Here is a 22,465-nt window from a genome sequence, read left to right as displayed (position 1 = left end):
TTAGAGATAATGTCATTAAAAATAGCATCCAATGGTTGCACCATAAGAATATCCGAAAAATGGTGATTTGTTTGATCTTTTTCTTTGGTTACTCCATGGTTCATTGTTGTATGCTGAAGGATCTTTTTTGTAGGCGAAGTTATACAGACAAAAGCCACTAATAAAAAAAGTACTTATTTTAGGAATTGTACAAAAGGGATATAGCTTAATCTGTAGTCCTAAATCTCCGTTTACTCTAAATTTCTTGGATTTATATAATTTGGAAAATTTAAGTATATCCCAGTATGGACAAACTTCGAGCCAATCCATAATATAGATAGGAAGTTTGGCAGAAGCAACTGATAAGATTGCTCCAAGGGCATTGGAGTCACTATCTCCTCCGTGACTGGATGAATAGGCCCAGAAAGGGAGCCCAATCAAGCCGCTTGGGGAAAAGCTTAGATAGTTGGGCCCATATTCAAATTTGGTTGTAAATTCCCATCCGAGTGATGGTCTCATAAAGCAAGATATTTCTACGAATCCAGCTTCAAAATCTCCGCAATTTAAAGAGAGCTTCTTGTATCCAGCATTTATGCCAAAATTGTGTCCTTCTCTCCAAAAAAAAGGAGGTTGCTGAGATTTTAGTTCTAGCAGAGAAACGGTGAGTAGAAGGAGTGCAATAACGAATTTTTTCATACAATTTTTATCTTTATTTCCGTAAGGTATTATTTTGTTATTTGCAGAATTTCATGTTGAGATTGAGTTATTCTTCTCTTTGGATAATAGTGAGGTTGCGTATGGCTTTTCTTTCTCCACAGCAAGCAGACTTGATGGGAAGCCTGTAGGGGGAACATTGGTATCGATCAAGTTTGATACTCCGTATACACCAACTGCTGTCAAGGTGACTAGGATAAAAAGAATTGATTTTTCATGGCTCATATTTTTAGGTGGATAATAATTGGTTAATCGCAAGTTTCCTATTTTTCGTATTTTAATGTTTCTTCGATGATATTCTTTAATACTTGTACTATCAATGTAAGATCTTCAATGCAGCACCATTCCATACAACTATGTGCAGCTTGTTGACCGGAATAGATGCAAGGACCGCCTGGAAGAGCTCCGGTAGTGACCAGCATGGAAGAAGTCGTTCCTCCACGTTCACTTTTGGCAACCATTGGCAGCCCTTCTTTCAAAGCGGCTTTTTGGATGATTTCTGGGGTATGCTTGTACATTGTATAAGCTATGTTATCGTATTGTTTTACTTCTTCCGATGGGGTAATTTTCACAAATGGAAAAGCTTTACAGGTCTTTTGGAAGGCATTATGCAGGTAAGTTCTTAGTGTATCACCTTCTTGTTTGTCAAAATAGCGGATGCGGTATTTGGCAATATAATCTTCTTCAATTATTTTCCCAGATGCGTCAACAGGGTGTTCACATGCATAGCAATGTAAGTATCCTTGTTTGCCGGAACTGGCACTGGGATGTACGGAAGGAGGAATCGCACCCATGAAATAGGCGGCGGCAGTAAGGGCATCAGCATATTGGCTTTTGAGTCCGTCTCCGGGGTGTGCCTTGTTTCCTTTGAAATAAAATGTCTGTCCGGCTGCCGTAAAATTCTCTGCCGAGAAAACACCAGGTTCTCCTCCATCTACGTCAATGACAATGTCGGGTTTTGTGCCAAACACCGCTGGGTCATAACGATAGGCTGCTCGGCCGATATCTTCGTTTTGTGAAAACATGACGAAAAGGTCGGGATGCTTGATGCGTGGATTGTTCACCAGTTCTTCTATCAGTGTGACAAGAATGGTGCATCCCGCTTTGTCGTCAGCTCCGAGCAGGGTTGTCCCATCGGTGGTGACGATGGTCTTTCCCTTCAGTTCGTTCAGGCGCGCTCCGGCTGGTGAAGAGGGGCTGAGTACGATACCTGGTGAAAGAGTAAGGTCTCCTCCTGGATAATTGGTGTGCACAATGGGGTTGATACCTTTCCCTGGTGCTTCGGGGGTAACATCCAGATGGGCTGTAAAAAACAAGTTGGGTACTGTCTTGTTTTGGGAGTCAGACAGGTTGGAGGGAATTTTTACATATACATAGAAGTCCTTACTTACTGTTACTTCTACATTTTTTCCACCGAAGGACTGTATTTCATTTGCTAGGAAAGTGGCTATTTTTTTCTGTCCTTCTGTCATGGGAAATGCGTTGAAGTCGGGTGTATCGACCGATTGGCTTTCAATTTTCACATAAGACAAAAAGCGGTTCAACACTTTCTCGTGTACATTCTTGTTTGTCTTTTTCCGTTGTACGGTGGAACGTGGAGTTGCCGGAGGAGTTTTTTCTTCCTTTGGCTGTGACGGCTGTGCAGGCGAGGAAGAAAGAACTTTCGATTTGGCATTACGGGCCAGCTGGGCTGAGTCTAGCTTGAGTGTGTAATTTCTTTTTACGGCATTTATAACGGGGTCTGGGACTCTCTTGTGGGAATAATCCCATTGAGAGTTTTTGGCACGTTCATAAATTTTTATGGCTGCAATTCTGCTTTTTTTCCAGAACTGCGCCTGTCCGTTCAGCGTGAAAAGTGTGAAGAAAAGTAAGACGATGATACGTAGCATATTGTAGAGATTTTAGGGTGAGATAAAAAGAGTCTGTTTTGAAGTTTATGGAATAGCTTGGTAACCATGGGCTGTCAGCCAGTCACGGTTGTATCCTTTGTAGTTGAAGTGCCAGAATTCGGAACACAACGTATGATAACCGGACTGTGTCATTACGTATCGTAAGAGTTCTCTATTGCTTTTTGCTTCAGCTGAGATTTTTCCGGTCAGTACCAGCTGGTCTTCTTTGTCAATATTCGATTCGCTATACAGATGATCCACCTTTACCCCCATTGGAATGGTATCTTTGCGTAAGGTATCGTATATACTCACATCGACAGCAAAACCATAATTATGTGTGCCTCCTTTGTTGGCAGGGTCGGAAACGTAATTTTCGGAAGGAGTTCCTTTTACGGTATCCCACATTTGTTGCTGGATGGACATCGGACGTGTAGCATCGTATACTATGAGTCTATATGAAGGGTGAATAGCTTTTAGCAGTTTTTGTGCCTTTATGAGTGCGTTGGCTGCTTCAGGATGTAAATACGCTTCTTTAAGATCTGTATATAAAATTCTTCCAACAAAGTTATCAGCTTTGGCATACATTAAATCTACCAGAATATTAGGGTCGAGAGATTGGATGTTTATAAGTCCTCTTTGTTGCATGTGTCTGGCTGATAAACTTTCTGGCTGTGCTGTTCCTGTGACAAAGGAAAACAACAAGGTAATTAAGGTAATGGTCAGTTTTTTCATATTATAAATGGAGTGAGTTTATTTTATATAATCGATTTGTCGGCATTCCAGGTAGAGTGGTTGCTCCTTTTCTTTACGGAATTGACGGAATACATATCTCTTGGTCCAGTTTCCTTGTTCGTCAATGGAATTATCAGGATACTCGTATCGGAATATGTCGGATTGCGGCTCATGGCTGTATACGTATTCTCCGAATTCATCGAATGTTATATAAGTCAATCTTTTATGTGAGATTAAAAGCCCTTGTTCATTGTAGTAATAATATTCCATGTAAGATGGTTGCTTACTGATTGGCGTATATTCTATTTGAGTTACAATTTGCTCTTGTTCGTTGTATAGGTTAATAGTTCTGTATTGAGGAAGAACGTTATTGCGACAACTATCTATGTATTGTGCATAATAGAGACTGTCTTTTGCAGGATAATTATCACATTGACTATTTGTGTTATAAAAGAAATAAGATAAAAAAATGCCATCTTTTTCAATGCAGAGAATTGTGTCACGATTTGTAAGAAGAAGTGAGTCTCCAAAGTCGGACATATAATATTCTTCTTGTATGAGGTTGTACACATTACTTTGAGTGTTATCTGAACTTTGGTAATTTTCTATCCAGTTTCTTTGATATGATTCTGGAGAATTTAAATAGGTTTGTAAGACACAGTATCGTTTTTCTGGATCATAAAAGTAACGCAATGAAGTAGAGGATGTGCCATTGTATATATGATGAAATTCTTGTACATCTCCGTCGTTTGTAAAATAAATACGAAAAGAAGAGTCTGAGAGAGAATCAAATTCTTTACCTATAATAATTTCTCCGGTTAGTGAATCTTTTGATAGTTCGAATGTTCGATGATAAAGGCTTTCTGGTTTTCCTTTTAGAAAATAATCATTATGTGCATTACTATTTTTTGTAGTAGGTAAATATGTTTGTGCACTCAGTGCAGTATATGATAATACTGAAATAATGATGAAAAAGATTTGTTTCATAAAGCAATTCTTTTTTTTGTTAAGATTTATTTGATTTAAATAATGCCTTTTGAAATTTTATTCCTCATGACAAATTTCAGTATAAAAAATAAAAATCCTGTCATTAAATTATCTTACAGAAATAAGATAAATTTAATGACAGGATAGAGATTTATAAATAAAATTATACTTCTATTCTGTGGGACTCAGTTCATCATTGGTTTCAAATTGTAAGGAATCCTTTAAAGTTGCATAAATGGAATCGCTGTCACAGTAGTGAGGGAAATAGTCATTACAATCCCATGAACGGTCCAGCTTTTCTTTAGGACTTGGGAATTTCTTGGCATAAAGTGCGGCAAGCTCCGGATTGGCCAATACTTTTTCCATGAAATAGCCGAATACGGGCAGTGCGGTGCGACTGCCTTGCCCTAGTTCGCCTGTGCGGAAATGAATGCTGCGGTACTCTCCGCCTACCCAGGCTCCTCCTACCAGGTTGGGACTGATACCCACAAACCAGGCATCGGAGTGATTGGAAGAGGTACCGGTCTTCCCGCCGAACTCCGTACCTTTATCAAAGATGCGGAAACGCCAGAGCGCTTGTGAAGTTCCTTTCGGGCAAGTCAGTCCACCTCGTAACATCTGTTGCATAAGATAGGCACTGGCGTAAGGAATGGCCTGGGTCGTTTCGGCCTCTTTCTGGTAGATAACTTTTCCATCCTTATTTTCTACACGGGTAATCAGTATGGGCTGAATGGCTTCTCCATCGTTCACTACGGTGCCGTATGCAGAAACCAGCTCCAATAGCGATACGTCAGAAGCTCCCAGGCTGAGGGCCGGTGTTTCTTCCAGTTTGGTCTGGATGCCCATGCGGTGTGCAGTAGTGGCTATCTGGTGAATGCCTACTTCATGGGCTATGTTGGCAGCAATGGTGTTGACCGATTGGGCAAACGCCATTTTCAGTGACATGGTATCGAGAGTGGCACCTCCATTGGCATTGTGAGGCATCCAGAGTTTCTTTTCTCCATTTTCTTCCACTTCCCAGGGAATGTTTTCATCCACACGCAGGTCGCAGGGAGATAATCCCTGGTTCATGGCTTCCGTATAGACAAAGAGTTTGAAGGTAGAGCCGGGCTGACGCTTGGACAACACCTTATCGTATTTCCAAGATTGGAAATTGATGTCGCCTACCCATGCCTTTACTTCTCCCGTATGCGGAGCGATGGCTACAAATCCGCAGTGCATGAAGCGTTCCATGTAGCGGATAGAGTCCATGGTGCTGAGTAGGGTATCTTTTTGTCCGAGGTCATAGTCGAAGACCTTGCAACGATGTGGCTGGTTCAGGTAGTAGGTGATGGAATCAGTCTGGTTGCCGTATTTATGGGACAGATACTGGTAGGCCGGTATCTTTTCGGCCAGTTCTTCGATGAAGCGAGGAATTTCTTCTCCATTCCGGTCCCGCCACGGAGCCTGTGTACCCCAATGTGCATCAAACCGTTTCTGTACTTCACGCATCTGACGGTTGACAGCTTCTTCGGCATATTGCTGCATCCGGCTGTCGAGTGTGGTATAAATTTTCAGTCCGTCGCCATAGAGGTCTGTATTATTTTCTTTGCACCATTCCTTCAGTTCATTGGCTATGGCTTCGCGGAAATAGAGTGCCGGACCAGTGTAATAATTCTCCTGCTTGAATTTCAGAATGGTGGGAAGTTTCCGGATGGAATCCAGCTGATGCTTGTTCAGTACATGGTGTTCATAGAGCTTTCCCAATACCACATTCCGTCGTGAAAGACTGTTCTTCGGGTTGATTTTAGGATTATAATAAGTCGTAGCTTTCAGCAGACCGATAAGTGTGGCAGCTTGTTCTACGGTAATTTTATCGGGAGTCGTATTGAAATAGGTATGACAGGCCGTCTTGATACCAAATGCGTTACTTCCGAAGTCTACTGTATTGAAATACATGGTCAGAATCTCTTCCTTGCTGTACAGCATTTCAATCTTGACTGCTGTAACCCATTCCTTGGCCTTCATAATCAGCAGTTTTACTCCGGGAATATGTCCTAAAAGTCCGGTAGAGTATTGTGAACGTACCTTGAACAGGTTTTTGACCAGCTGCTGAGTGATGGTACTGGCTCCGCGTGCCGTTCCGTGAGCCACGTAGTCTTTGGCGGCAGCAAATACTCCTTCAAAGTCGATACCGAAATGTTTGTAAAAGCGTTCGTCCTCCGTGCAGACCAGCGTCTTGACCAGTATCGGAGAAATATCCTTGTATTCCACCGGTGTACGGTTTTCTGAATAGAATTTTCCAATCAGTTTTCCGTCGGCACTGTAAATCTCGGAGGCGATGTGCTGTATAGGCTCTTTGATGTTAAACATGCTCGGTGATTTTCCGAACAGCCACAAGAAATTGAGGTCAATCATGACCAGTAAGACGATGAGCATGCCAATGCCGGTCAGGATTCCCATTCCGGTACGCCCATACCATGGCAATTTGCGGAAAGTATGTACATACCAGCTTATGCACTGTTTTCCGATTTTGACTATCCGGCTCAGAAGCTGTTGAAAAAGTCGGATAAGAAATGATGCTGCTTTTTTCATATCTCGTTGTTTAACCATGCGTCAATCAACTTTCGCGCAATACTTAGTTTCTTGGGGATTTCCGGCAGGTGGTCGCGGTGGTAGAATGCTCCGGCACTCAGTTCTTCATCCTGTAATTTGATGGTTCCACTCTCATATTCCGCATAGTATCCCACCATGATACCGCTTGGATAAGGCCAGGGCTGGCTCCCGAAATACTTCAGGTTTTTGATACGGATACCAGTTTCTTCCATTACTTCGCGGTGTACGCACTCTTCCAGTGTTTCGCCAGGTTCCAAAAAGCCGGCTACCAGTCCTTTGAAACTGCCCCGGAAGTTGCGTGCGTGTACCAGTAATACACTATCCCCTTTCTTTATTAAAACGATGACAGCAGGAGAGATACGCGGATAGATTTCCTGTCCGCAGTGAGGGCATCGTTTGGTGATGGGACCCGTCTGTGTGGTGGGGGTGCCACAAGCCGGACAGAAGCGGCTGTTCTTGTCCCATGTCAGTACCTGAGAGGCTTTCCCGGCACATTGATATTCTTCCAGCGGCAGTACATCGTACGAAGCGCGCAGGTCTGTCGGAATAAATGAGGTGTTCTGTTCTGTTAGTGCTTCCAGCGGAAGGGCACATGCTTTTGCCGGATGGCCCAGAATTTCCCCGACGGTATGTATGGGCGTATCAGCAGGAAGTTGTACGGGAGGTTCCACGGAATATGGGATGTGGAACTTGTCTCCGTCTTTAACCAGAAGGAGCTGCTGTTTGGGGCAGAAAATAAACCAGCCGTACAGCTCCTTTTCATCTTGTTTCATTGTTATCTGTCAATTTAGTTGTTCAATCCTTTCATGGTGAGCTGAATACGTTTCCGCTCGTGGTCAATACTCATAACTTTGACCCGTACATGCTGGTGGATGCGTACCACGTCGGCCGGATTGCTGACAAAACGGTCGGCCAGTTGCGATACGTGCACCAGTCCGTTTTCCTTGATACCGATGTCGACAAAGCAGCCAAAGTTGGTGATGTTGGTCACGATGCCGGGTAGTTCCATCCCTTCTTGCAGGTCGTCCAGGGTACGTACGTTCCTGTCAAACTCAAATACTTGTATTTTCTGGCGGGGGTCTCTTCCGGGTTTGTCCAGCTCCTGAAGAATATCTGTCAGGGTGGGTAAACCTACCGTATCGGTCACGTATTTCTTCAAATCGATTTTACTGCGGAGTTCTTTGTCCTTAATCAAGTCGGCTACCGTGCAGTTCAGGTCTTTAGCCATCTGTTCTACAATCGGGTAGCTTTCCGGGTGAACCGCAGAATTGTCCAGTGGATTCTTGGCTTGCGGAATACGGAGGAATCCGGCACACTGTTCGTAGGCTTTAGCTCCCATTCTCGGTACCTTCAATAACTGGCGGCGTGACTCAAACGGACCGTTTTCAGTACGGTAGTCCACGATGTTCTGTGCCAGTGTAGGACCTAATCCGGAAACGTAGGTCAGCAGGTGCTTGCTTGCGGTGTTGACATTCACGCCCACCAGGTTGACACAACTTTCTACGGTCTGGTCGAGTGAAGCCTTCAGTTTGGTCTGGTCCACGTCGTGCTGGTATTGTCCCACGCCGATGGATTTGGCGTCAATCTTCACCAGTTCAGCCAATGGGTCCATCAGTCTTCTGCCGATAGATACGGCACCACGTACCGTTACGTCATAATCCGGAAACTCTTCGCGGGCAGTTTTAGAGGCTGAGTAAATAGACGCTCCATCTTCGCTGACCACGAAAACCTGTACTTCACGGTCGTAGCGCTGGCTGGTTACAAACTGCTCTGTTTCACGGCTGGCCGTGCCGTTTCCGATGGCAATGGCCTCGATTTTATATTGTTCCACTAACTTCACAATCTTTCGGGCTGCCTGTGCATATTCAGATTTGGGCGGGTGGGGGTAAATGGCCTCGTTATGCAGAAGGGTACCTTGTGCATCCAGGCAGACCACTTTGCATCCCGTACGGAATCCAGGGTCGATACCCATCACCCGTTTCTGCCCCAAAGGAGGGGCCAGCAACAGCTGACGGAGGTTTTCTGCGAATACCCGAATAGCTTCTTCATCAGCCTTCTCCTTGCTGAGTGCGGCAAACTCGGTTTCAATGGCAGGTTTCAGCAAGCGCTTGTAGGCATCGGTGAGGGCCTCTTCCACTTGGTGTGCACATTTATTGTTTGCCCGAACGAACAGCCGTTGAAGGCGTTCGTTGCACATATCTTCATCTTCCGGGAAAATGGTTACTTTCAAGACACCTTCCGATTCTCCCCGGCGAAGAGCCAGCAGGCGGTGGGAAGAACATTTCTTCAAGGGCTCACAGAAATCAAAGTAGTCGCGGTACTTGGCCGAAGCTTCTTCTGCTTCTTTTCCTTTGACCACTTTTGACTGAATGATAGCTTGGCGCTGGAACTGGTTACGCATCAGGTTGCGCGACCGCTCGTCCTCGCTGATTTGTTCAGCCAGAATATCGCGTGCTCCTTTCAGTGCATCTTCCTCGTCTTTGACTTCTCCTTTGACGAAGTTCCGTACCTTGGCAGCAAGGTTGTTTTCCTTTTGCATCATAAGCAAGAGGGCCAGCGGTTCCAGTCCTTTGGCACGTGCAGCCTCAGCTCGGGTTTTTCGTTTGGGCTTGAAGGGAAGGTAAATGTCTTCCAGTTCAGTCGCATTCCAGCAGGCAGAAATGCGGGCTTTCAGCTCTGGAGTCAGTTTCCCTTGCTCCTCGATGGTGGAAAGTACGGTTTCCTTTCGTTTGGACAATTCACACAGTTTCTCATACCGTGTCTGAATGTCGCCTATCTGCACTTCATCCAGTCCGCCGGTAGCTTCTTTACGGTAACGGCTGATGAAAGGAATGGTCGCTCCTCCCTGGAGCAGTTTGAGTGTATTGGCTATGCGATGTGCCGGTAGTTTCAGTTCAGCGGCAATCATCTGGCTGAATTCTTCCATTGATAGGGGCTTTATATTATTTGGTTGCAAAAGTAGTGAAAAAATGGCATAAAAAAGCGGTTGGGAAATCTTTCGTATTTGGGTATTTTAGGAAGTATTCTGCGGGAATGTCGGCAACTTCTCGTATCTTTGCAAAAACTTATATAAAAGTCTGCAAAAATGATGACTAGACGATTTTACTTTTTAATCAGCCTGATCACATTACTCGGTATGGGTCAAGGACATTTGAAAGCCTCGAATAATGAGGAAACCATCACATTGAAATTTGTAGAGACGAGCGACGTGCACGGATGCTACTTTCCCTATGATTTTATACAGAACAAGCAGATGAGAGGAAGTCTGGCCCGCGTTTCTTCTTACGTGAAGGAAGGACGTGAGGTGTATGGCGACAATCTTATTTTAATGGACAACGGTGATATTCTGCAGGGACAGCCTGTGGCTTATTACTACAATTATATGGATACTGCTTCCGTACATGTATGTGCCGCTATGCTGAACTATATGCGCTATGATGTGGGCAATATGGGCAATCATGATGTGGAGACAGGACATGCGGTGTACGACCGTTGGGTAGGACAGTGTGACTTTCCTATACTTGGGGCCAATATCGTGGATGTGAAGACTGGAAAGCCTTATCTGAAACCTTATGAAGTATTGGAACGGAACGGAGTGAAGGTGGTAGTGTTAGGAATGATTACGCCGGCAGTACCATCCTGGTTGCCTGAGCAGTTATGGGCCGGACTTCGTTTTGAAGACATGGAAGCATGTGCGGCGAAATGGGTGAAGGAAATTCGTGAAAAAGAACAACCGGATATTTTGATTGGACTGTTTCATTCAGGAATGGATGGAAAAAAACTGGACAATGTGGTAGAAAACGGTTCGAAAGGCGTGGCTGCCAATGTGCCAGGGTTCGATGTCGTTTTTATGGGACACGACCATACCCGCTGGAATGAAAGAGTAGCCAATGCGTCGGGCGATTCTGTGCTGGTAATTGATCCGGCCAATACGGCAAAAGTGGTGTCAGAAGTGACCGTAACGGTGAAGAAACAGGATGGAAAGGTTGTATCGAAGCAAGTCGACGGAAAGCTGGTGAACATGGATGACTATGCCGTAGATAAGGATTTCATGCATACTTTCCAGAAACAGTATGAGGCGACGCAGGCTTTTGTGTCCCGGAAAATCGGACGGATGGAACATACGATTTCTTCTAAGGATGCGTTCTTTGGCCCGTCAGCCTTTATTGATTTGATTCATCAGTTGCAACTGGATATTACCGGAGCAGATATTTCTTTCTGTGCGCCTTTGTCGGCTTATGCCGAGATTAAAGAAGGAGACATTCGTATGAGCGATATGTTCAACTTATATAAGTTTGAGAACATGCTTTACACGATGGTGTTGACTGGAAAGGAAGTAAAGGATTTTCTGGAAATGTCGTATGACCTTTGGGTGAACCAGATGACTTCACCCGATGACCACCTGCTGTTGCTGAACGAAAAAGATAACGGTTTCGGTCGTTTCCGTAATCCCAGCTTCAATTTTGATTCTGCGGCGGGTATCATCTATACGGTGGATGTGACCAAACCATACGGAAAGAGAATTACGATCGAACGGATGGCCGACGGCAAGCCGTTCGAGATGGACAAGCAATATCGGGTAGCTGTCAACTCCTATCGTGGAAATGGAGGAGGAGACTTGCTGACTAAGGGAGCAGGTATTCCCAAAGCAGAACTGGCAAAGCGTATTGTCTTTTCAACGGATAAGGATTTGCGCTATTACCTGATGAAACGGATTGAGGAGGTTAAAGTACTGAATCCGGCTCCGCTGAACCAGTGGAAGTTTATTCCTGAAGAATGGACTGTACCTGCTGCAAAGCGTGATTATGAACTTTTGTTTGGAAACAAAGATAACGAATAAAATACGTAGGAAGACGGAAAATGTGTAAAGGGTTCCGCAAACATATACGAGTATGGGCATTGTGTCTGGCCACTTTGTTTGCCGCATATTATGCCACGACTGCCCTGTTTACCCACGTGCATGTGGTAAACGGGGTGATGCTTGTGCACTCGCATCCCTTCTCGCATTCTCACTCTCATAGTGACGGGCAGACATTGGCGCTGCATTTTCTGTCGACTTTTTCTTCATTGGAGCCTGGGCATACGGAAGTAAAGACTCCCGATTTGCATCTGCTCTATTCATTACCTTATATAAAGAATACATTCCATGCTGTATGTTGTTGTACGGAAGGGATGTACCTCCGTGCTCCTCCTGTACTATCGTTCTTATTGGGAATTTGAAGAACATAGTATTAATTTTTTAGGAGCAAATAATGAAAAAATATATCAATTTGCTGATGGGAGTGGTATGCGCTCTTGTCAGCTGTATTATTGCATACGCTGATGGTCCCGTAAAAGAAGGAAATGCCATTGTGGGACACGTAATTGAGAAAGGTTCGGAAGCAGGATTGCCTTATGCTACCGTGTTGTTGGTGGAAACTGGAGAAGGTACGGTGACGGATGCCGGAGGATATTTCCGTTTTAAAAAGCTTCCGGCAGGAGAATATACCTTGAAGGTGCAGATAATGGGATATACCACTCAGGTAAAGAAGGTGACGGTGAGCAAAGACTTTGTGGTCGACATGCACTTTGTCATGGAGGAAGAAAGTATCATGACGGATGAGGTAGTAGTATCGGCCAACCGGAATGAAACCAGCCGTAAGGTAGCGCCTGTGGTGGTGAATGTAATGAGCAACAAGTTGTTTGAAATTGTCAATTCTACCGATTTGGCTAAATCGCTGAACTATCAGTCGGGATTGCGTGTGGAAAACAATTGCCAGAACTGCGGTTTCCCTCAGGTACGTATCAATGGATTGGAGGGACCTTATTCACAAATTCTGATTAACAGTCGTCCGGTGATGAGTGCATTGTCGGGCGTGTATGGATTGGAGCAGATTCCAACCAATATGATTGAGCGCGTGGAAGTGGTTCGCGGAGGTGGTTCTGCTTTATTTGGAGCCAATGCCGTGGGGGTACCATTAACATCATTACCAAAGACCCCGTTCGTAATTCATTTCAGGTGGCTTCTACCATGTCGAACTTGAACGGAAAGGTATGGGAACAGTATATGGGAGCCAATGCGTCACTGGTATCTTCCGACAATTCGTATGGTATCGCGCTGTATCAGTCTTATCGCAACCGTAATCCGTATGATGCGGATGGAGATGGATTTTCTGAATTGGGTAAACTGAATATGAATACATTCGGACTGCGGGCATATTACCGTCCGACACAGTTCAGCCGTATCAGTTTGGAATATCATACCACCAACGAGTTCCGTCGTGGAGGAAACAAGTTTGACTTGCAGCCTCACGAAACGGACATTACGGAACAGACCAAGCACATCATTAACAGCGGGGGACTGACGTATGATGTTTTCTTCAATGAGTACAAGCACAAGCTTTCTGTATATGCTTCGGCACAGCACACCGACCGTAACAGCTATTACGGGGCAGACAAGGCAGAGAATGCATACGGAAAAACCAAAGACTTGACTGCTGTAGGTGGTGCTATGTATGTAGGAAACATGGACAACTGTCTCTTTTCTCCGGCTACCTTTACCGGTGGACTGGAGTACCAGTATAACTCCTTGCATGATGTGATGACGGGTTACGGACGTGACTTAAGACAGGATGTGAAGATTGCCAGCGGATTTGTGCAGAATGAATGGAAACTGGATTATTTCACGATATTGGCTGGGTTCCGCTTGGATAAACACAATTTGGTGGATAACGTGATTTTCAGTCCGCGTATCAATACCCTCTGGAAGCCTTCTGATAAATTCCAGGGGCGTCTGACCTGGTCGACGGGTTTCCGTGCGCCTCAGGCATACGATGAGGACTTGCATGTGGCGGCCGTAGGAGGTGAGGCCATGGAAGTACGACTGGCAAAAGGATTGAAACCGGAACGCTCCAACAGTTTCAGTGGCTCTGTAGACTGGAGTTTCAATTTCGGACATTTCCAGTCGAACTTGCTGATTGAAGGTTTCTATACAGCGTTGAACGATGTATTCTATCTGGAAAGTTTAGGAAAGGACCCTGTATCGGGCACATTGGTTCAGGAACGCAGAAACGGAAACGGGGCACGGGTGTATGGAGCCAATATCGATTACAAGATTGCCCATGGAAAGGAAGCACAGTTGCAGTTAGGTTTTACGGTACAGCGCAGCCGTTACACGGAAGCGGTGAGATGGAGCGAAGATGAAGATGTAGCAGCTATCAAACGCATGCCGCGTACGCCGGATTACTATGGATACTTTACGTTCAGTTCGGCCCCGTTGAAGAACTTTGATTTTTCTCTTTCCGGCGTATATACGGGACGTATGATTGTTCCTCACTTTGCCGGATACATCGAGAAGGACCGTCTGGAACATACCCCAGACTTTATGGATTTCAACTTGAAGCTGAATTACACCTTTGTGTTGAACGACCATCTGAAGTTGCAGGTAAACGGAGGTGTGCAGAATATCTTTAATGCCTTCCAGAAGGATTTGGATAAAGGTATGAATCGTGACTCCAAGTATTTCTATGGCCCAACACAGCCGCGTACATACTTTATTGGAATAAAGTTCTTTAATTAATTGATGATAACTATTTGGATGGCGGTGTCTCTTGGCGGAGACACCGCTTTTTTATGTGTTGTTCAAAGTATTTTCATGTAAAGTCAGTACTTTCCTTGCAGTATTGTAGTACTTCCCTGAAAGTACTGGAGTACTTCCTTTGCAGTACTGTAGTACTTTCTTGGAAGTACTGGTTTTATGAAAGAGTGATATATTGAAATGCTTTTTAGACTGCGGATTGTGTGGAAACAAGACATTTCATTATTTTTGTGGGAAAATAAAAGAACGTATGAAAAGAGCAGCATTGATTTTTGCATTGGGGCTGTCACTTGGAAGCAGTACCTTTGCGCAGACTTTTGAAGATTATTTTGTAGACAAGACGCTTCGTCTGGATTATATATTTATGGGAAATGCAGACAAGCAGGACATTTGTCTGGATGAATTGTCGGTTCTTCCGCAGTGGGCAGGAAGACGCCATCATTTGTCGGAACTTCCGTTGGAAGGAAATGGAGAGATAACCATGAAGGATAAGGCTACCGGGAAGGTTATCTACCGCACTTCTTTCTCCAGTTTGTTTCAGGAATGGATTGGAGAACAGGAAGCCAAGGTGGTGAAACGTGGATTTGAAAATACATTTTTGGTGCCTTATCCCAAGCAGCCGGCAGAAATCACCGTCGTTTTGCGGAACGCCTCGCGCGAAGTGAGTGCCACACTGGTACATGAGGTAAATCCTTCCGATATTCTGATTCATCAAAGAGGGGAAGGAGAACTGACACCGCATCGTTATCTGTGGCAAGGAGGTTCTTCGGATAAATGCATTGACGTGGCCATTATGGCAGAAGGTTATGCAGCTAATGAATCGGATTTGTTTTACAAAGATGCGGCGGTGGCGTGTGAAGCCTTGTTTGCGCATGAACCGTTTAAGAAACTGAAAGACCGCTTCAATATTGTGGCTGTATTTAGTGAGTCAAAAGACAGTGGGGTAAGTATTCCCCGAAAGGATGAATGGAAAAAAACAGCTGTAAGTTCGCATTTTGATACGTTTTACTCCGACCGTTATCTGACTACCCGTAGCGTGAAAGCCATTCATAACTGGCTGGCAGGCATTCCATACGAGCATATCATTATCCTTGCCAATACGGATACCTACGGAGGAGGAGGTATTTACAACTCCTACACTTTAACTACGGCACATCACTCTATGTTCAGACCAGTCGTAGTACATGAATTTGGGCATAGTTTTGGAGGGCTGGCCGATGAATATGCGTATGATGAGGCTCCCAGTCCGTTGTATCCTTATGATATAGAGCCTTGGGAACCGAATATTACGACTTTGGTTCATTTTGAAGATAAATGGAAGGATATGCTGGAACAGGGAACTCCTGTGCCGACAAAACCTCAGACCGATGAAAAACTGATTTACACAAAAGTTGGGGTATACGAAGGGGCTGGTTACACTAAAAAGGGAATTTATCGCCCGACTACGGAATGCCGGATGAGAATCAATGAGGCACCTGTGTTCTGTCCCGTATGCCAGCGCTCCTTGGAACGGACGATTCGTTTTTATACAGAGTAATAATTTCTAAATCTATTGGTTATGCTTCAATTTACACCACTTCAAACCACAGACAAAGACTATTCTTTTGTAGAAAACTTGTTGCATGAGTCTTTCCCTGAAGCGGAGCGGAGGGATGATGTAGCACAACGAAATAATGTGGATAACTGTGCAGCCTTTACCTGCTACTTGATTTCAGATGATGAACTTCTGGTCGGACTTATTACAGTGTGGAAGTTTGCCGGCTTTTCTTATGTGGAGCATCTGGCTACTTCTCCATCTGTGCGCAATAAAGGATATGGACGGAAAATCATGGAAGTCCTTCAGCAGCAATTCCCGGGAGTCATTATTCTGGAAGTGGAGAAACCGGTGGACGAATGGAGTCGCCGGCGTATCGGTTTTTATCAGCGGTGTGGATTTAGTTTATGCGAAAAAGAGTATGTACAGCCTTCGTACCGCAAGGGAGGAGAAACACTTCCCATGTTCCTGATGTATGCAGGAACAGAAACGATAGACAAAGAATTTGAATCTATACGGAATGAAATTTACCGTAGGGTATATGGAGTAGAATCTGTATAATATACAAAAAACGCGGAAACTGATGTCTCAAACTAATCAAGTTTCCGCGTTTTTTTATGGGAGGATTATTGCCAGCCTCCTCCTAAGGCCTTGTATAAATTAACCATCGTAATCTGTTTGTCACGTACTGCATTGCTCAATCCGATTTGGGCATCCAGGTAACCTCGCTGTGCGTCCAGCAAATCCATGTAACCAATTACTCCGTTGATATATTGCAGCTGAGCCAAATCAAGTGTGATTTTCGAAGACTGCTCCAGTCTCAAGCGGGTTTCATAGATTTCTTTTACCTTATTATATTCTGCTATGGCATTGTAAGCATCTTTGAAAGCGTTCAGTACCACTTTCTCGTATGCGTAGGCAGCTTGTTCACAGGCTGCTTTCTTTGCTTTCAGCATGGCCCGGTTTTTTCCCATGGCGAAAATGGGCTGAAGAATGGTTCCCGCCAATAGGTAATGGGGCGATTTGAACAGATGAGAAAGTTCTTCGTTCTCTGAACCATGGCTGGCTGTCAGTGTCAGTTTAGGAAACATATTGGTATAAGCAATTCCTACAGCTGCATTGGCGGCGATAACGGCTTGTTCAGCCTGGCGTACATCTGGTCGACGCTCCAGCAAGGAAGAGGGGAGTCCTACGGGTAAGGAAGCTGCATGAATTACATCTTCAGGCAGGACCGTTCTTTTTATGTCGTGAGGATATTCTCCAGCTAAGAAGGCTATTTCATTTTGTTTCAATGTAATCTTCTTTTCCAAATCGGGAACCAAAGTGGCTGTTCTTGCCAATTCCACCTGTGCCTGACGGAAGGCCGTTTCTGAAGTCAGTCCCCCTTCGTAGCGGATACGTGCCAGATGCAGACTTTCCCGGCGGGCATCTACTGTCTTTTTCACGATAGACAGTTCATTGTCGAGAGCCACCAATTCAAAGTAGGACTGTGCCACTTGTGCCACCAGACTCATTTTCAAGGCCCGCTGATTCTCAATGGAACCCATAAACTCGGCCATACTTTTGTCTTTGGCCCAGCGAAGGTTTCCCCACAGGTCGATTTCCCATGTAACCCCCAGTTTTATATCATACTGGTCGTCTGATTTATAGTGTCCGCCTCCGTGGTCTTCGCCTTCTTGTTCTGCATAGAACTTAAGTCCGACTTGAGGGAAGAGGTTTGCATAATCAATACGTTTCATGGCAGCCAGTTCCTTGACTTTTGCTGCTGCAATCAGCATATCCTTGTTGTTGTCCAAGGTTTTTTGGATGAGTTGCTGAAGGATCGTGTCCGTATAAAGCTGTTCCCAGGGATAGTCACCAATAGATACGGTATCTACGCTTGTGCTGTCGAGGGTAGAGGGCAAATCTATCTGAGGACGGGTGTATTGTTTCCCGATTTTGCAGCCTCCCATCAGGAGGGCTGCTACGGGAATCACCAAAATTTTATATAGTTGATTTTTCAGTTTCATAAGCTACATCTGTAAGGTTTACTGTTTCGCTTTAATTTTGTGGGTAGCTTTGTAAATCATTACAAAGAAGAACGGCACGAGCAGGATACCTACGGTAACAGCTACTATCATTCCGAAGAATACACCGGTACCGATGGCCTGTCGGCTGGCTGAACCCGGACCTGAAGCAATCACCATTGGAAGCATACCCAGGATGAAGGCCAGTGAGGTCATCAAGATGGGGCGGAAACGCAGGCTGGCTGCATGAAGAGCAGATTCTACGATATCACGTCCTTTATCGACTTCGTCTTTGGCGAATTCCACAATCAAAATGGCGTTCTTCGCGGCAAGACCGATAAGCATTACCAGACCAATCTGAAAATAGGTGTCATTTTCCAAACCGCAGAGGGTAATACCCGCATACGCTCCCAAAACGGCTACCGGAAGTGAAATCAATACGGCGATAGGCACTGTCCAGCTTTCATAAAGGGCTGCCAGGAACAGGAAGACGAACAGGAATACCAGCGCCAGGATGAGTCCGGTTTGTCCGCCGGCTTTCTTTTCCTGATAGGACAGACCGCTCCATTCAACACCGATATTGTCGGGTAATTTTTCGCGTGCAATCTGTTCCAGCGTTTCCATTACCTGACCGGAACTTGCTCCATTGGCTGTAGTTCCTCGGATAACGGCTGTATTAAACATGTTAAAGCGTCTGATACTTCCCGGTCCGGTTGTATAATCAGTAGTTCCAAGGGCTGTCAGCGGAATCATGTCACCATCAGATCCTTTTACAAAGAACAGACCGATATTGTCGCGTTGCTGACGATACGGAGCTTCTGCCTGAATGTATACACGGTAGATACGGTTGAACATGTTGAAGTCATTCACGTAAACAGAACCAGTGTAAGCTTTCATGGTAGAGAATACATCTGCCATCGGAACACCTGCTAACTTAACCTTATCACGGTCTACATCGAAATACAACTGAGGAATTTCTGCTTGAAGTGATGAAGACAATCCTGCAATTTCTTTCCGTTGTGAAGCGTAATACATCAGCGTATCCGTAGCTCTTACCAAATCGTCATACGTTGCATCGCCACGGGCTTCCAGCTGCATTTCAAAACCACCGGCAGTACCAAGTCCGGGAATTACCGGAGGAGTAGAAAGATACACTTTACTTTCCGGATATTTTTCCAGCTCTTTCTGTATGCGGTCCATTACTTCGTCAATGGTCGTGTTATCACGTTCCTTCCATTCTTTCAAGATGACGGTCAACTGGCTTCTGGCCTGGCTGGTACCTACACGCGGACTGCTACCTGTTACATTCTGTACGTATTCCACTGCCGGGTCTTTCATGATAAAGTCAATAGCTCTGTCAGTTATGATACGTGTTCTTTCCAAAGTGGCTGTTTCCGGAAGTTCCAGTTCCACAGTGAAATATCCCTGGTCTTCTATCGGAAGGAAGCTGGTCGGAACAAGGCGATGGAATACATAGATGAAAACCAATACCATTCCAAAGCCTGCCATTATACGGCGCGGGTGTTTGACGACATGCTTGATATAAATAATGTATTTATTGTTTCCGATAGCCAACCATTCATTAATCAGTCTGAACACCTTGTTCTTGGGTTTATTCGGATCAACTGGTTTCAGGATGAGTGAACACATTACCGGACTCAAGGTCAGCGCTACAACCGTAGACAGAAGCACAGATACTACGATAGTAATAGTAAACTGGCGATAAAGCTGTCCGGTGATACCTGACAAGAAACTTACAGGAACGAATACCGCTGCCAATACGAGTGAGGTAGCAATAATAGCGCCTACCAGACCTTCCATGGCTTTCTTGGTGGCTTCGTATGGACTGAGTTTCTCTTCTTCCATAATGCGTTCCACATTTTCCACTACTACGATGGCGTCGTCCACCACAATACCAATGGCCAGTACCAGTCCTAACAAGGTCAGCATGTTCAGTGAGAAGCCGAATATCAGCATGAATCCGAAGGTACCAATCAAAGAGATAGGAACTGCTACGACTGGAATCAGTGTAGCACGCCAGCTCTGCAGTGAAAGGAATACCACGATGATTACCAGCACCAATGCTTCAAACAAAGTCTTATATACCTCATGAATAGACTGCGAGATATAAGTGGTCATATCGAACGGGAAGTTGTATTCCATACCTTCCGGGAAACTTTTGCTGATTTCCTTCATGGCCTCTTTGACGTTCTGTGCCACTTCCATGGCGTTGGCTCCAGGAAGCATGTAGATTCCAAGAATGGCTGCATTTCCTCCGTTGATACCACTTTCTGTGCTATAGGAAGAAGCTTCCAGTGATACTCTTGCCACATCGCGCAGACGTACAAGTGAACCGTCGGGGTTAGCACGCAATACAATTTCCTCAAACTGAGAGGCCGATGACAAACGGCCCTGTGCGGTGATAGGCACGGTAATATCCACTCCGCTTACGGGTTGCTGTCCGAGTACACCGGCAGCTGATTCACGGTTCTGGTCTTTCAATGCGTTCTGAAGGTCTTGTACCGTCAATCCGAAGTTTGCCAGTTTAGCTGGGTCGGCCCATATCTGCATGGCGTAGTAACGGCTTCCGATGTTGGAGATACGTCCTACTCCCGGGATACGGCGAAGCAAGTCCTGTACGTTTAATGTGGCAAAGTTACTTAAATAAATTTCGTCGAATTTGGGGTCGTCCGAAGTCAAGCACAGCGTCATCAGCTGACTGGGTGCCTGTTTTTCTACGGAGATACCATTCTGAATCACTTCCGCCGGCAGACGAGATTCCGCCAGTTTGATACGGTTTTGGATTTCTACCGCCGCCAAGTCTGGGTCGGCAGAAATATCGAAAGTAACAGTAGCAGAGAATCCTCCTGAGTTGGAACTGCTGGATTCCATGTAAAGCATACCCGGTGTTCCGTTCAATTCCTGTTCGATAGGAGTAGCTACAGCCTGCGATACCGTTACGGCACTGGCTCCCGGATAGGAGGCACTGATTTTTACCACAGGCGGAGTAATCTGCGGGTATTGGTCGATAGGCAGCATCATCAAACCGATGATACCTACAATCACGATTAATATAGAGATGACAGCCGAGAATACGGGCCTGTCAATAAAAAAGCTGACTTTCATGCGTAAATTTGTTTAGGGGTGAGTTATTCTTCCTCTTTTTTCGCTTCGCTCTGTAATTTGGCCGGATCTTGTACGCGGACTTTCATTCCCGGAGCCAGTTTGTGGAATCCTTCGTAGACAATCATTTCGCCGGCCGACAATCCGCGTTCTACTACTACATCGTTCTCGAATTCAGGGCCTAACTCAATGAATCGTCTTTCCACGGTTGAGTCTTTTCGCATGACAAAGATATGAGCTCCTCCTTTTTCAATGATAAGAGCCTTCTGGGGAACTACTGTGGCATTTTCACGTACGTCGAGCAATACCTTTACTTTGGTGAACTGTCCCGGCAGCAATACGTGGTCCGGATTGGCCAGTTCGGCACGTACGGAGAATGTTCCAGTTTTGGGATTCACCTGAGGAGCAGCAAAGTCTACCAGACCTTTATGCTCGTATACAGTATTGTCAGGCAATGTGATGGTTACAGTAGGCTGCCAGGAACGGGTAGAGTCTTTCTGACCGAATGTAACGTTTCGCTCCTTGCTTTTTAAGTAGTCCAGGGCTGTCATGCTGAAGTCCACCAGAATGGTATCACTTTTTACGATAGTAGCCAGCAGCGATTTTCCATTGCTTCCTACCAGTGTTCCCAAGTCGACGTGACGTTCACTGATTTCTCCTGAAATCGGCGAGCGGACAATCGTGTAGCCTAACTCCTGTTCAGCCTGTTCCAGGTCGGCCTGGCTCATACCTACGCTGGCTACAGCTGTTTCGTAAGCAGCTACCGCATTGTCCAGGTCCAGCTGGCTGGCTGCATTTTGTTCATACAGCGGGCGGATACGTTCCAGGTCACGTTTCGCTTTTTGCGCCTGTGCCTGATCTTTTTTCAGCTGAGCACGTACTTTGTCAGCCTTGGCACGATATTGATCTTGATTGATGACAAACAATACTTGATTACGCTTGACTGAGGTTCCTTCCTCGAATAGCATTTGTTCCAGAAAACCTTCTACACGTGCACGTACTTCCACGAATTGCTGGGCACGGATACGGCCTACATATTCACCGAAAATTTGTACATTTTGTTGGCTAGCTGGCATAACTGACACAATCGGCGTTTCAGCTACGGGTTTCTTCTCTCGAGTAAAAATGAAGTAAAGGGATAAAATGACTGCGATGCCGATAACCATGTAAATCATTTCCTTTCTTTTTACCTTAAATTCTTTCCTAGTCAAAAAGCGTTTCATAAGTTCAATTTTTTTATAGTTTTAGATGCCATTATCTTTAAAATGGCGAACAAGATTCGTGCCAAAGATACAAAAATGTTTTATAAGCTGAAAATCAGATAGATTTA

General features: G+C 45.0%; 14 protein-coding genes and 1 pseudogene. 5 read left to right on the top strand and 10 right to left on the bottom strand.

The genetic code is table 11. The features are described 5' to 3' along the window. Positions 1-15 precede the first annotated feature (15 nt). The 7 genes from BACPLE_RS13875 to BACPLE_RS13840 all read right to left on the bottom strand — a co-directional run bounded on the left by BACPLE_RS13875 (position 16) and on the right by BACPLE_RS13840 (position 9,822). On the bottom strand, positions 16-675 hold the full coding sequence (locus BACPLE_RS13875) for a hypothetical protein (RefSeq protein ID WP_007563044.1): 660 nt from the start codon (positions 673-675) through the stop codon (positions 16-18). A 281-nt stretch (positions 676-956) separates the two neighbouring features. Continuing rightward, positions 957-2,582, bottom strand: a complete 1,626-nt coding sequence (gene pepT, locus BACPLE_RS13865) for a tripeptide aminopeptidase PepT (protein WP_007563042.1) — start codon at positions 2,580-2,582, stop codon at positions 957-959. Between the two features lie 45 nt (positions 2,583-2,627). Continuing rightward, positions 2,628-3,314, bottom strand: coding sequence for a M15 family metallopeptidase (locus BACPLE_RS13860; RefSeq protein ID WP_007563040.1), 687 nt, complete (start codon positions 3,312-3,314; stop codon positions 2,628-2,630). A gap of 18 nt (positions 3,315-3,332) precedes the next feature. Continuing rightward, positions 3,333-4,301, bottom strand: a complete 969-nt coding sequence (locus BACPLE_RS13855) for a hypothetical protein (RefSeq protein WP_007563038.1) — start codon at positions 4,299-4,301, stop codon at positions 3,333-3,335. Positions 4,302-4,472: 171 nt separating this feature from the next. Beyond that, complete coding sequence (locus BACPLE_RS13850; protein ID WP_148374567.1) at positions 4,473-6,875, bottom strand: transglycosylase domain-containing protein; 2,403 nt, start codon at positions 6,873-6,875, stop codon at positions 4,473-4,475. Beyond that, the gene (nudC, locus tag BACPLE_RS13845; RefSeq protein ID WP_007563034.1) at positions 6,872-7,669 is read right to left on the bottom strand and encodes an NAD(+) diphosphatase; all 798 of its coding nucleotides are present in this window, start codon (positions 7,667-7,669) and stop codon (positions 6,872-6,874) included. The genes BACPLE_RS13850 and nudC overlap by 4 nt, the downstream gene beginning before the upstream one ends. Positions 7,670-7,683: 14 nt before the next feature. Beyond that, a complete protein-coding gene (locus BACPLE_RS13840; protein ID WP_007563032.1) occupies positions 7,684-9,822 on the bottom strand; it encodes a Tex family protein in 2,139 nt (712 codons plus the stop codon). Positions 9,823-10,032: 210 nt separating this feature from the next. On the opposite strand from BACPLE_RS13840, the gene BACPLE_RS13835 reads away from it, so the two are divergent. The 5 genes and pseudogenes from BACPLE_RS13835 (at position 10,033) to BACPLE_RS13815 (ending at position 16,567) form a co-directional block, all read left to right on the top strand. Continuing rightward, the gene (locus BACPLE_RS13835) at positions 10,033-11,736 is read left to right on the top strand and encodes a bifunctional metallophosphatase/5'-nucleotidase (RefSeq protein ID WP_050792093.1); all 1,704 of its coding nucleotides are present in this window, start codon (positions 10,033-10,035) and stop codon (positions 11,734-11,736) included. A gap of 20 nt (positions 11,737-11,756) precedes the next feature. Next, complete coding sequence (locus BACPLE_RS19360; RefSeq protein WP_007563029.1) at positions 11,757-12,116, top strand: hypothetical protein; 360 nt, start codon at positions 11,757-11,759, stop codon at positions 12,114-12,116. A 32-nt stretch (positions 12,117-12,148) separates the two neighbouring features. Beyond that, a pseudogene (locus BACPLE_RS13825) lies at positions 12,149-14,454 on the top strand (TonB-dependent receptor). Positions 14,455-14,722: 268 nt separating this feature from the next. Continuing rightward, entirely contained in the window at positions 14,723-16,009 is a 1,287-nt protein-coding gene (locus BACPLE_RS13820; protein WP_007563024.1) for a M64 family metallopeptidase, read from the top strand. A gap of 21 nt (positions 16,010-16,030) precedes the next feature. After that, positions 16,031-16,567 carry a GNAT family N-acetyltransferase gene (locus BACPLE_RS13815; protein WP_007563022.1) on the top strand — a complete coding sequence of 179 codons (537 nt, stop codon included), beginning with the start codon at positions 16,031-16,033 and terminating at the stop codon, positions 16,565-16,567. A gap of 65 nt (positions 16,568-16,632) precedes the next feature. Here the strand turns inward: BACPLE_RS13815 and BACPLE_RS13810 are convergent, their stop codons facing one another. From BACPLE_RS13810 to BACPLE_RS13800, 3 genes are read right to left on the bottom strand one after another with little or no spacing between them, the layout of a single operon-like run. Further along, positions 16,633-18,015 (bottom strand): efflux transporter outer membrane subunit, encoded by a 1,383-nt coding sequence (locus tag BACPLE_RS13810; RefSeq protein ID WP_007563020.1) that lies wholly within the window; start codon positions 18,013-18,015, stop codon positions 16,633-16,635. A gap of 18 nt (positions 18,016-18,033) precedes the next feature. Beyond that, positions 18,034-21,138, bottom strand: coding sequence for an efflux RND transporter permease subunit (locus BACPLE_RS13805; RefSeq protein WP_007563018.1), 3,105 nt, complete (start codon positions 21,136-21,138; stop codon positions 18,034-18,036). Between the two features lie 23 nt (positions 21,139-21,161). Beyond that, entirely contained in the window at positions 21,162-22,358 is a 1,197-nt protein-coding gene (locus tag BACPLE_RS13800) for an efflux RND transporter periplasmic adaptor subunit (protein ID WP_007563016.1), read from the bottom strand. Between the last annotated feature and the right edge of the window lie 107 nt (positions 22,359-22,465).

The sequence above is a fragment of the Phocaeicola plebeius DSM 17135 genome (assembly GCF_000187895.1).
GTDB lineage: Bacteria > Bacteroidota > Bacteroidia > Bacteroidales > Bacteroidaceae > Phocaeicola > Phocaeicola plebeius.
This window is presented reverse-complemented; position numbering and strand designations above follow the sequence as displayed.

Excerpts from the sequence above, each read along its gene's own strand:
- BACPLE_RS13835 (WP_050792093.1), top strand. The coding sequence starts at position 10,033 with ATGGGTCAAGGACATTTGAAAGCCTCGAATAATGAGGAAACCATCACA.
- BACPLE_RS13820 (WP_007563024.1), top strand. The coding sequence starts at position 14,723 with ATGAAAAGAGCAGCATTGATTTTTGCATTGGGGCTGTCACTTGGAAGC.
- BACPLE_RS13800 (WP_007563016.1), bottom strand. The coding sequence starts at position 22,358 with ATGAAACGCTTTTTGACTAGGAAAGAATTTAAGGTAAAAAGAAAGGAA.
- BACPLE_RS13855 (WP_007563038.1), bottom strand. The coding sequence starts at position 4,301 with ATGAAACAAATCTTTTTCATCATTATTTCAGTATTATCATATACTGCA.
- BACPLE_RS13860 (WP_007563040.1), bottom strand. The coding sequence starts at position 3,314 with ATGAAAAAACTGACCATTACCTTAATTACCTTGTTGTTTTCCTTTGTC.
- BACPLE_RS13875 (WP_007563044.1), bottom strand. The coding sequence starts at position 675 with ATGAAAAAATTCGTTATTGCACTCCTTCTACTCACCGTTTCTCTGCTA.
- BACPLE_RS13840 (WP_007563032.1), bottom strand. The coding sequence starts at position 9,822 with ATGGAAGAATTCAGCCAGATGATTGCCGCTGAACTGAAACTACCGGCA.
- BACPLE_RS19360 (WP_007563029.1), top strand. The coding sequence starts at position 11,757 with ATGTGTAAAGGGTTCCGCAAACATATACGAGTATGGGCATTGTGTCTG.
- BACPLE_RS13850 (WP_148374567.1), bottom strand. The coding sequence starts at position 6,875 with ATGAAAAAAGCAGCATCATTTCTTATCCGACTTTTTCAACAGCTTCTG.
- BACPLE_RS13815 (WP_007563022.1), top strand. The coding sequence starts at position 16,031 with ATGCTTCAATTTACACCACTTCAAACCACAGACAAAGACTATTCTTTT.
- BACPLE_RS13805 (WP_007563018.1), bottom strand. The coding sequence starts at position 21,138 with ATGAAAGTCAGCTTTTTTATTGACAGGCCCGTATTCTCGGCTGTCATC.
- pepT (WP_007563042.1), bottom strand. The coding sequence starts at position 2,582 with ATGCTACGTATCATCGTCTTACTTTTCTTCACACTTTTCACGCTGAAC.
- nudC (WP_007563034.1), bottom strand. The coding sequence starts at position 7,669 with ATGAAACAAGATGAAAAGGAGCTGTACGGCTGGTTTATTTTCTGCCCC.
- BACPLE_RS13810 (WP_007563020.1), bottom strand. The coding sequence starts at position 18,015 with ATGAAACTGAAAAATCAACTATATAAAATTTTGGTGATTCCCGTAGCA.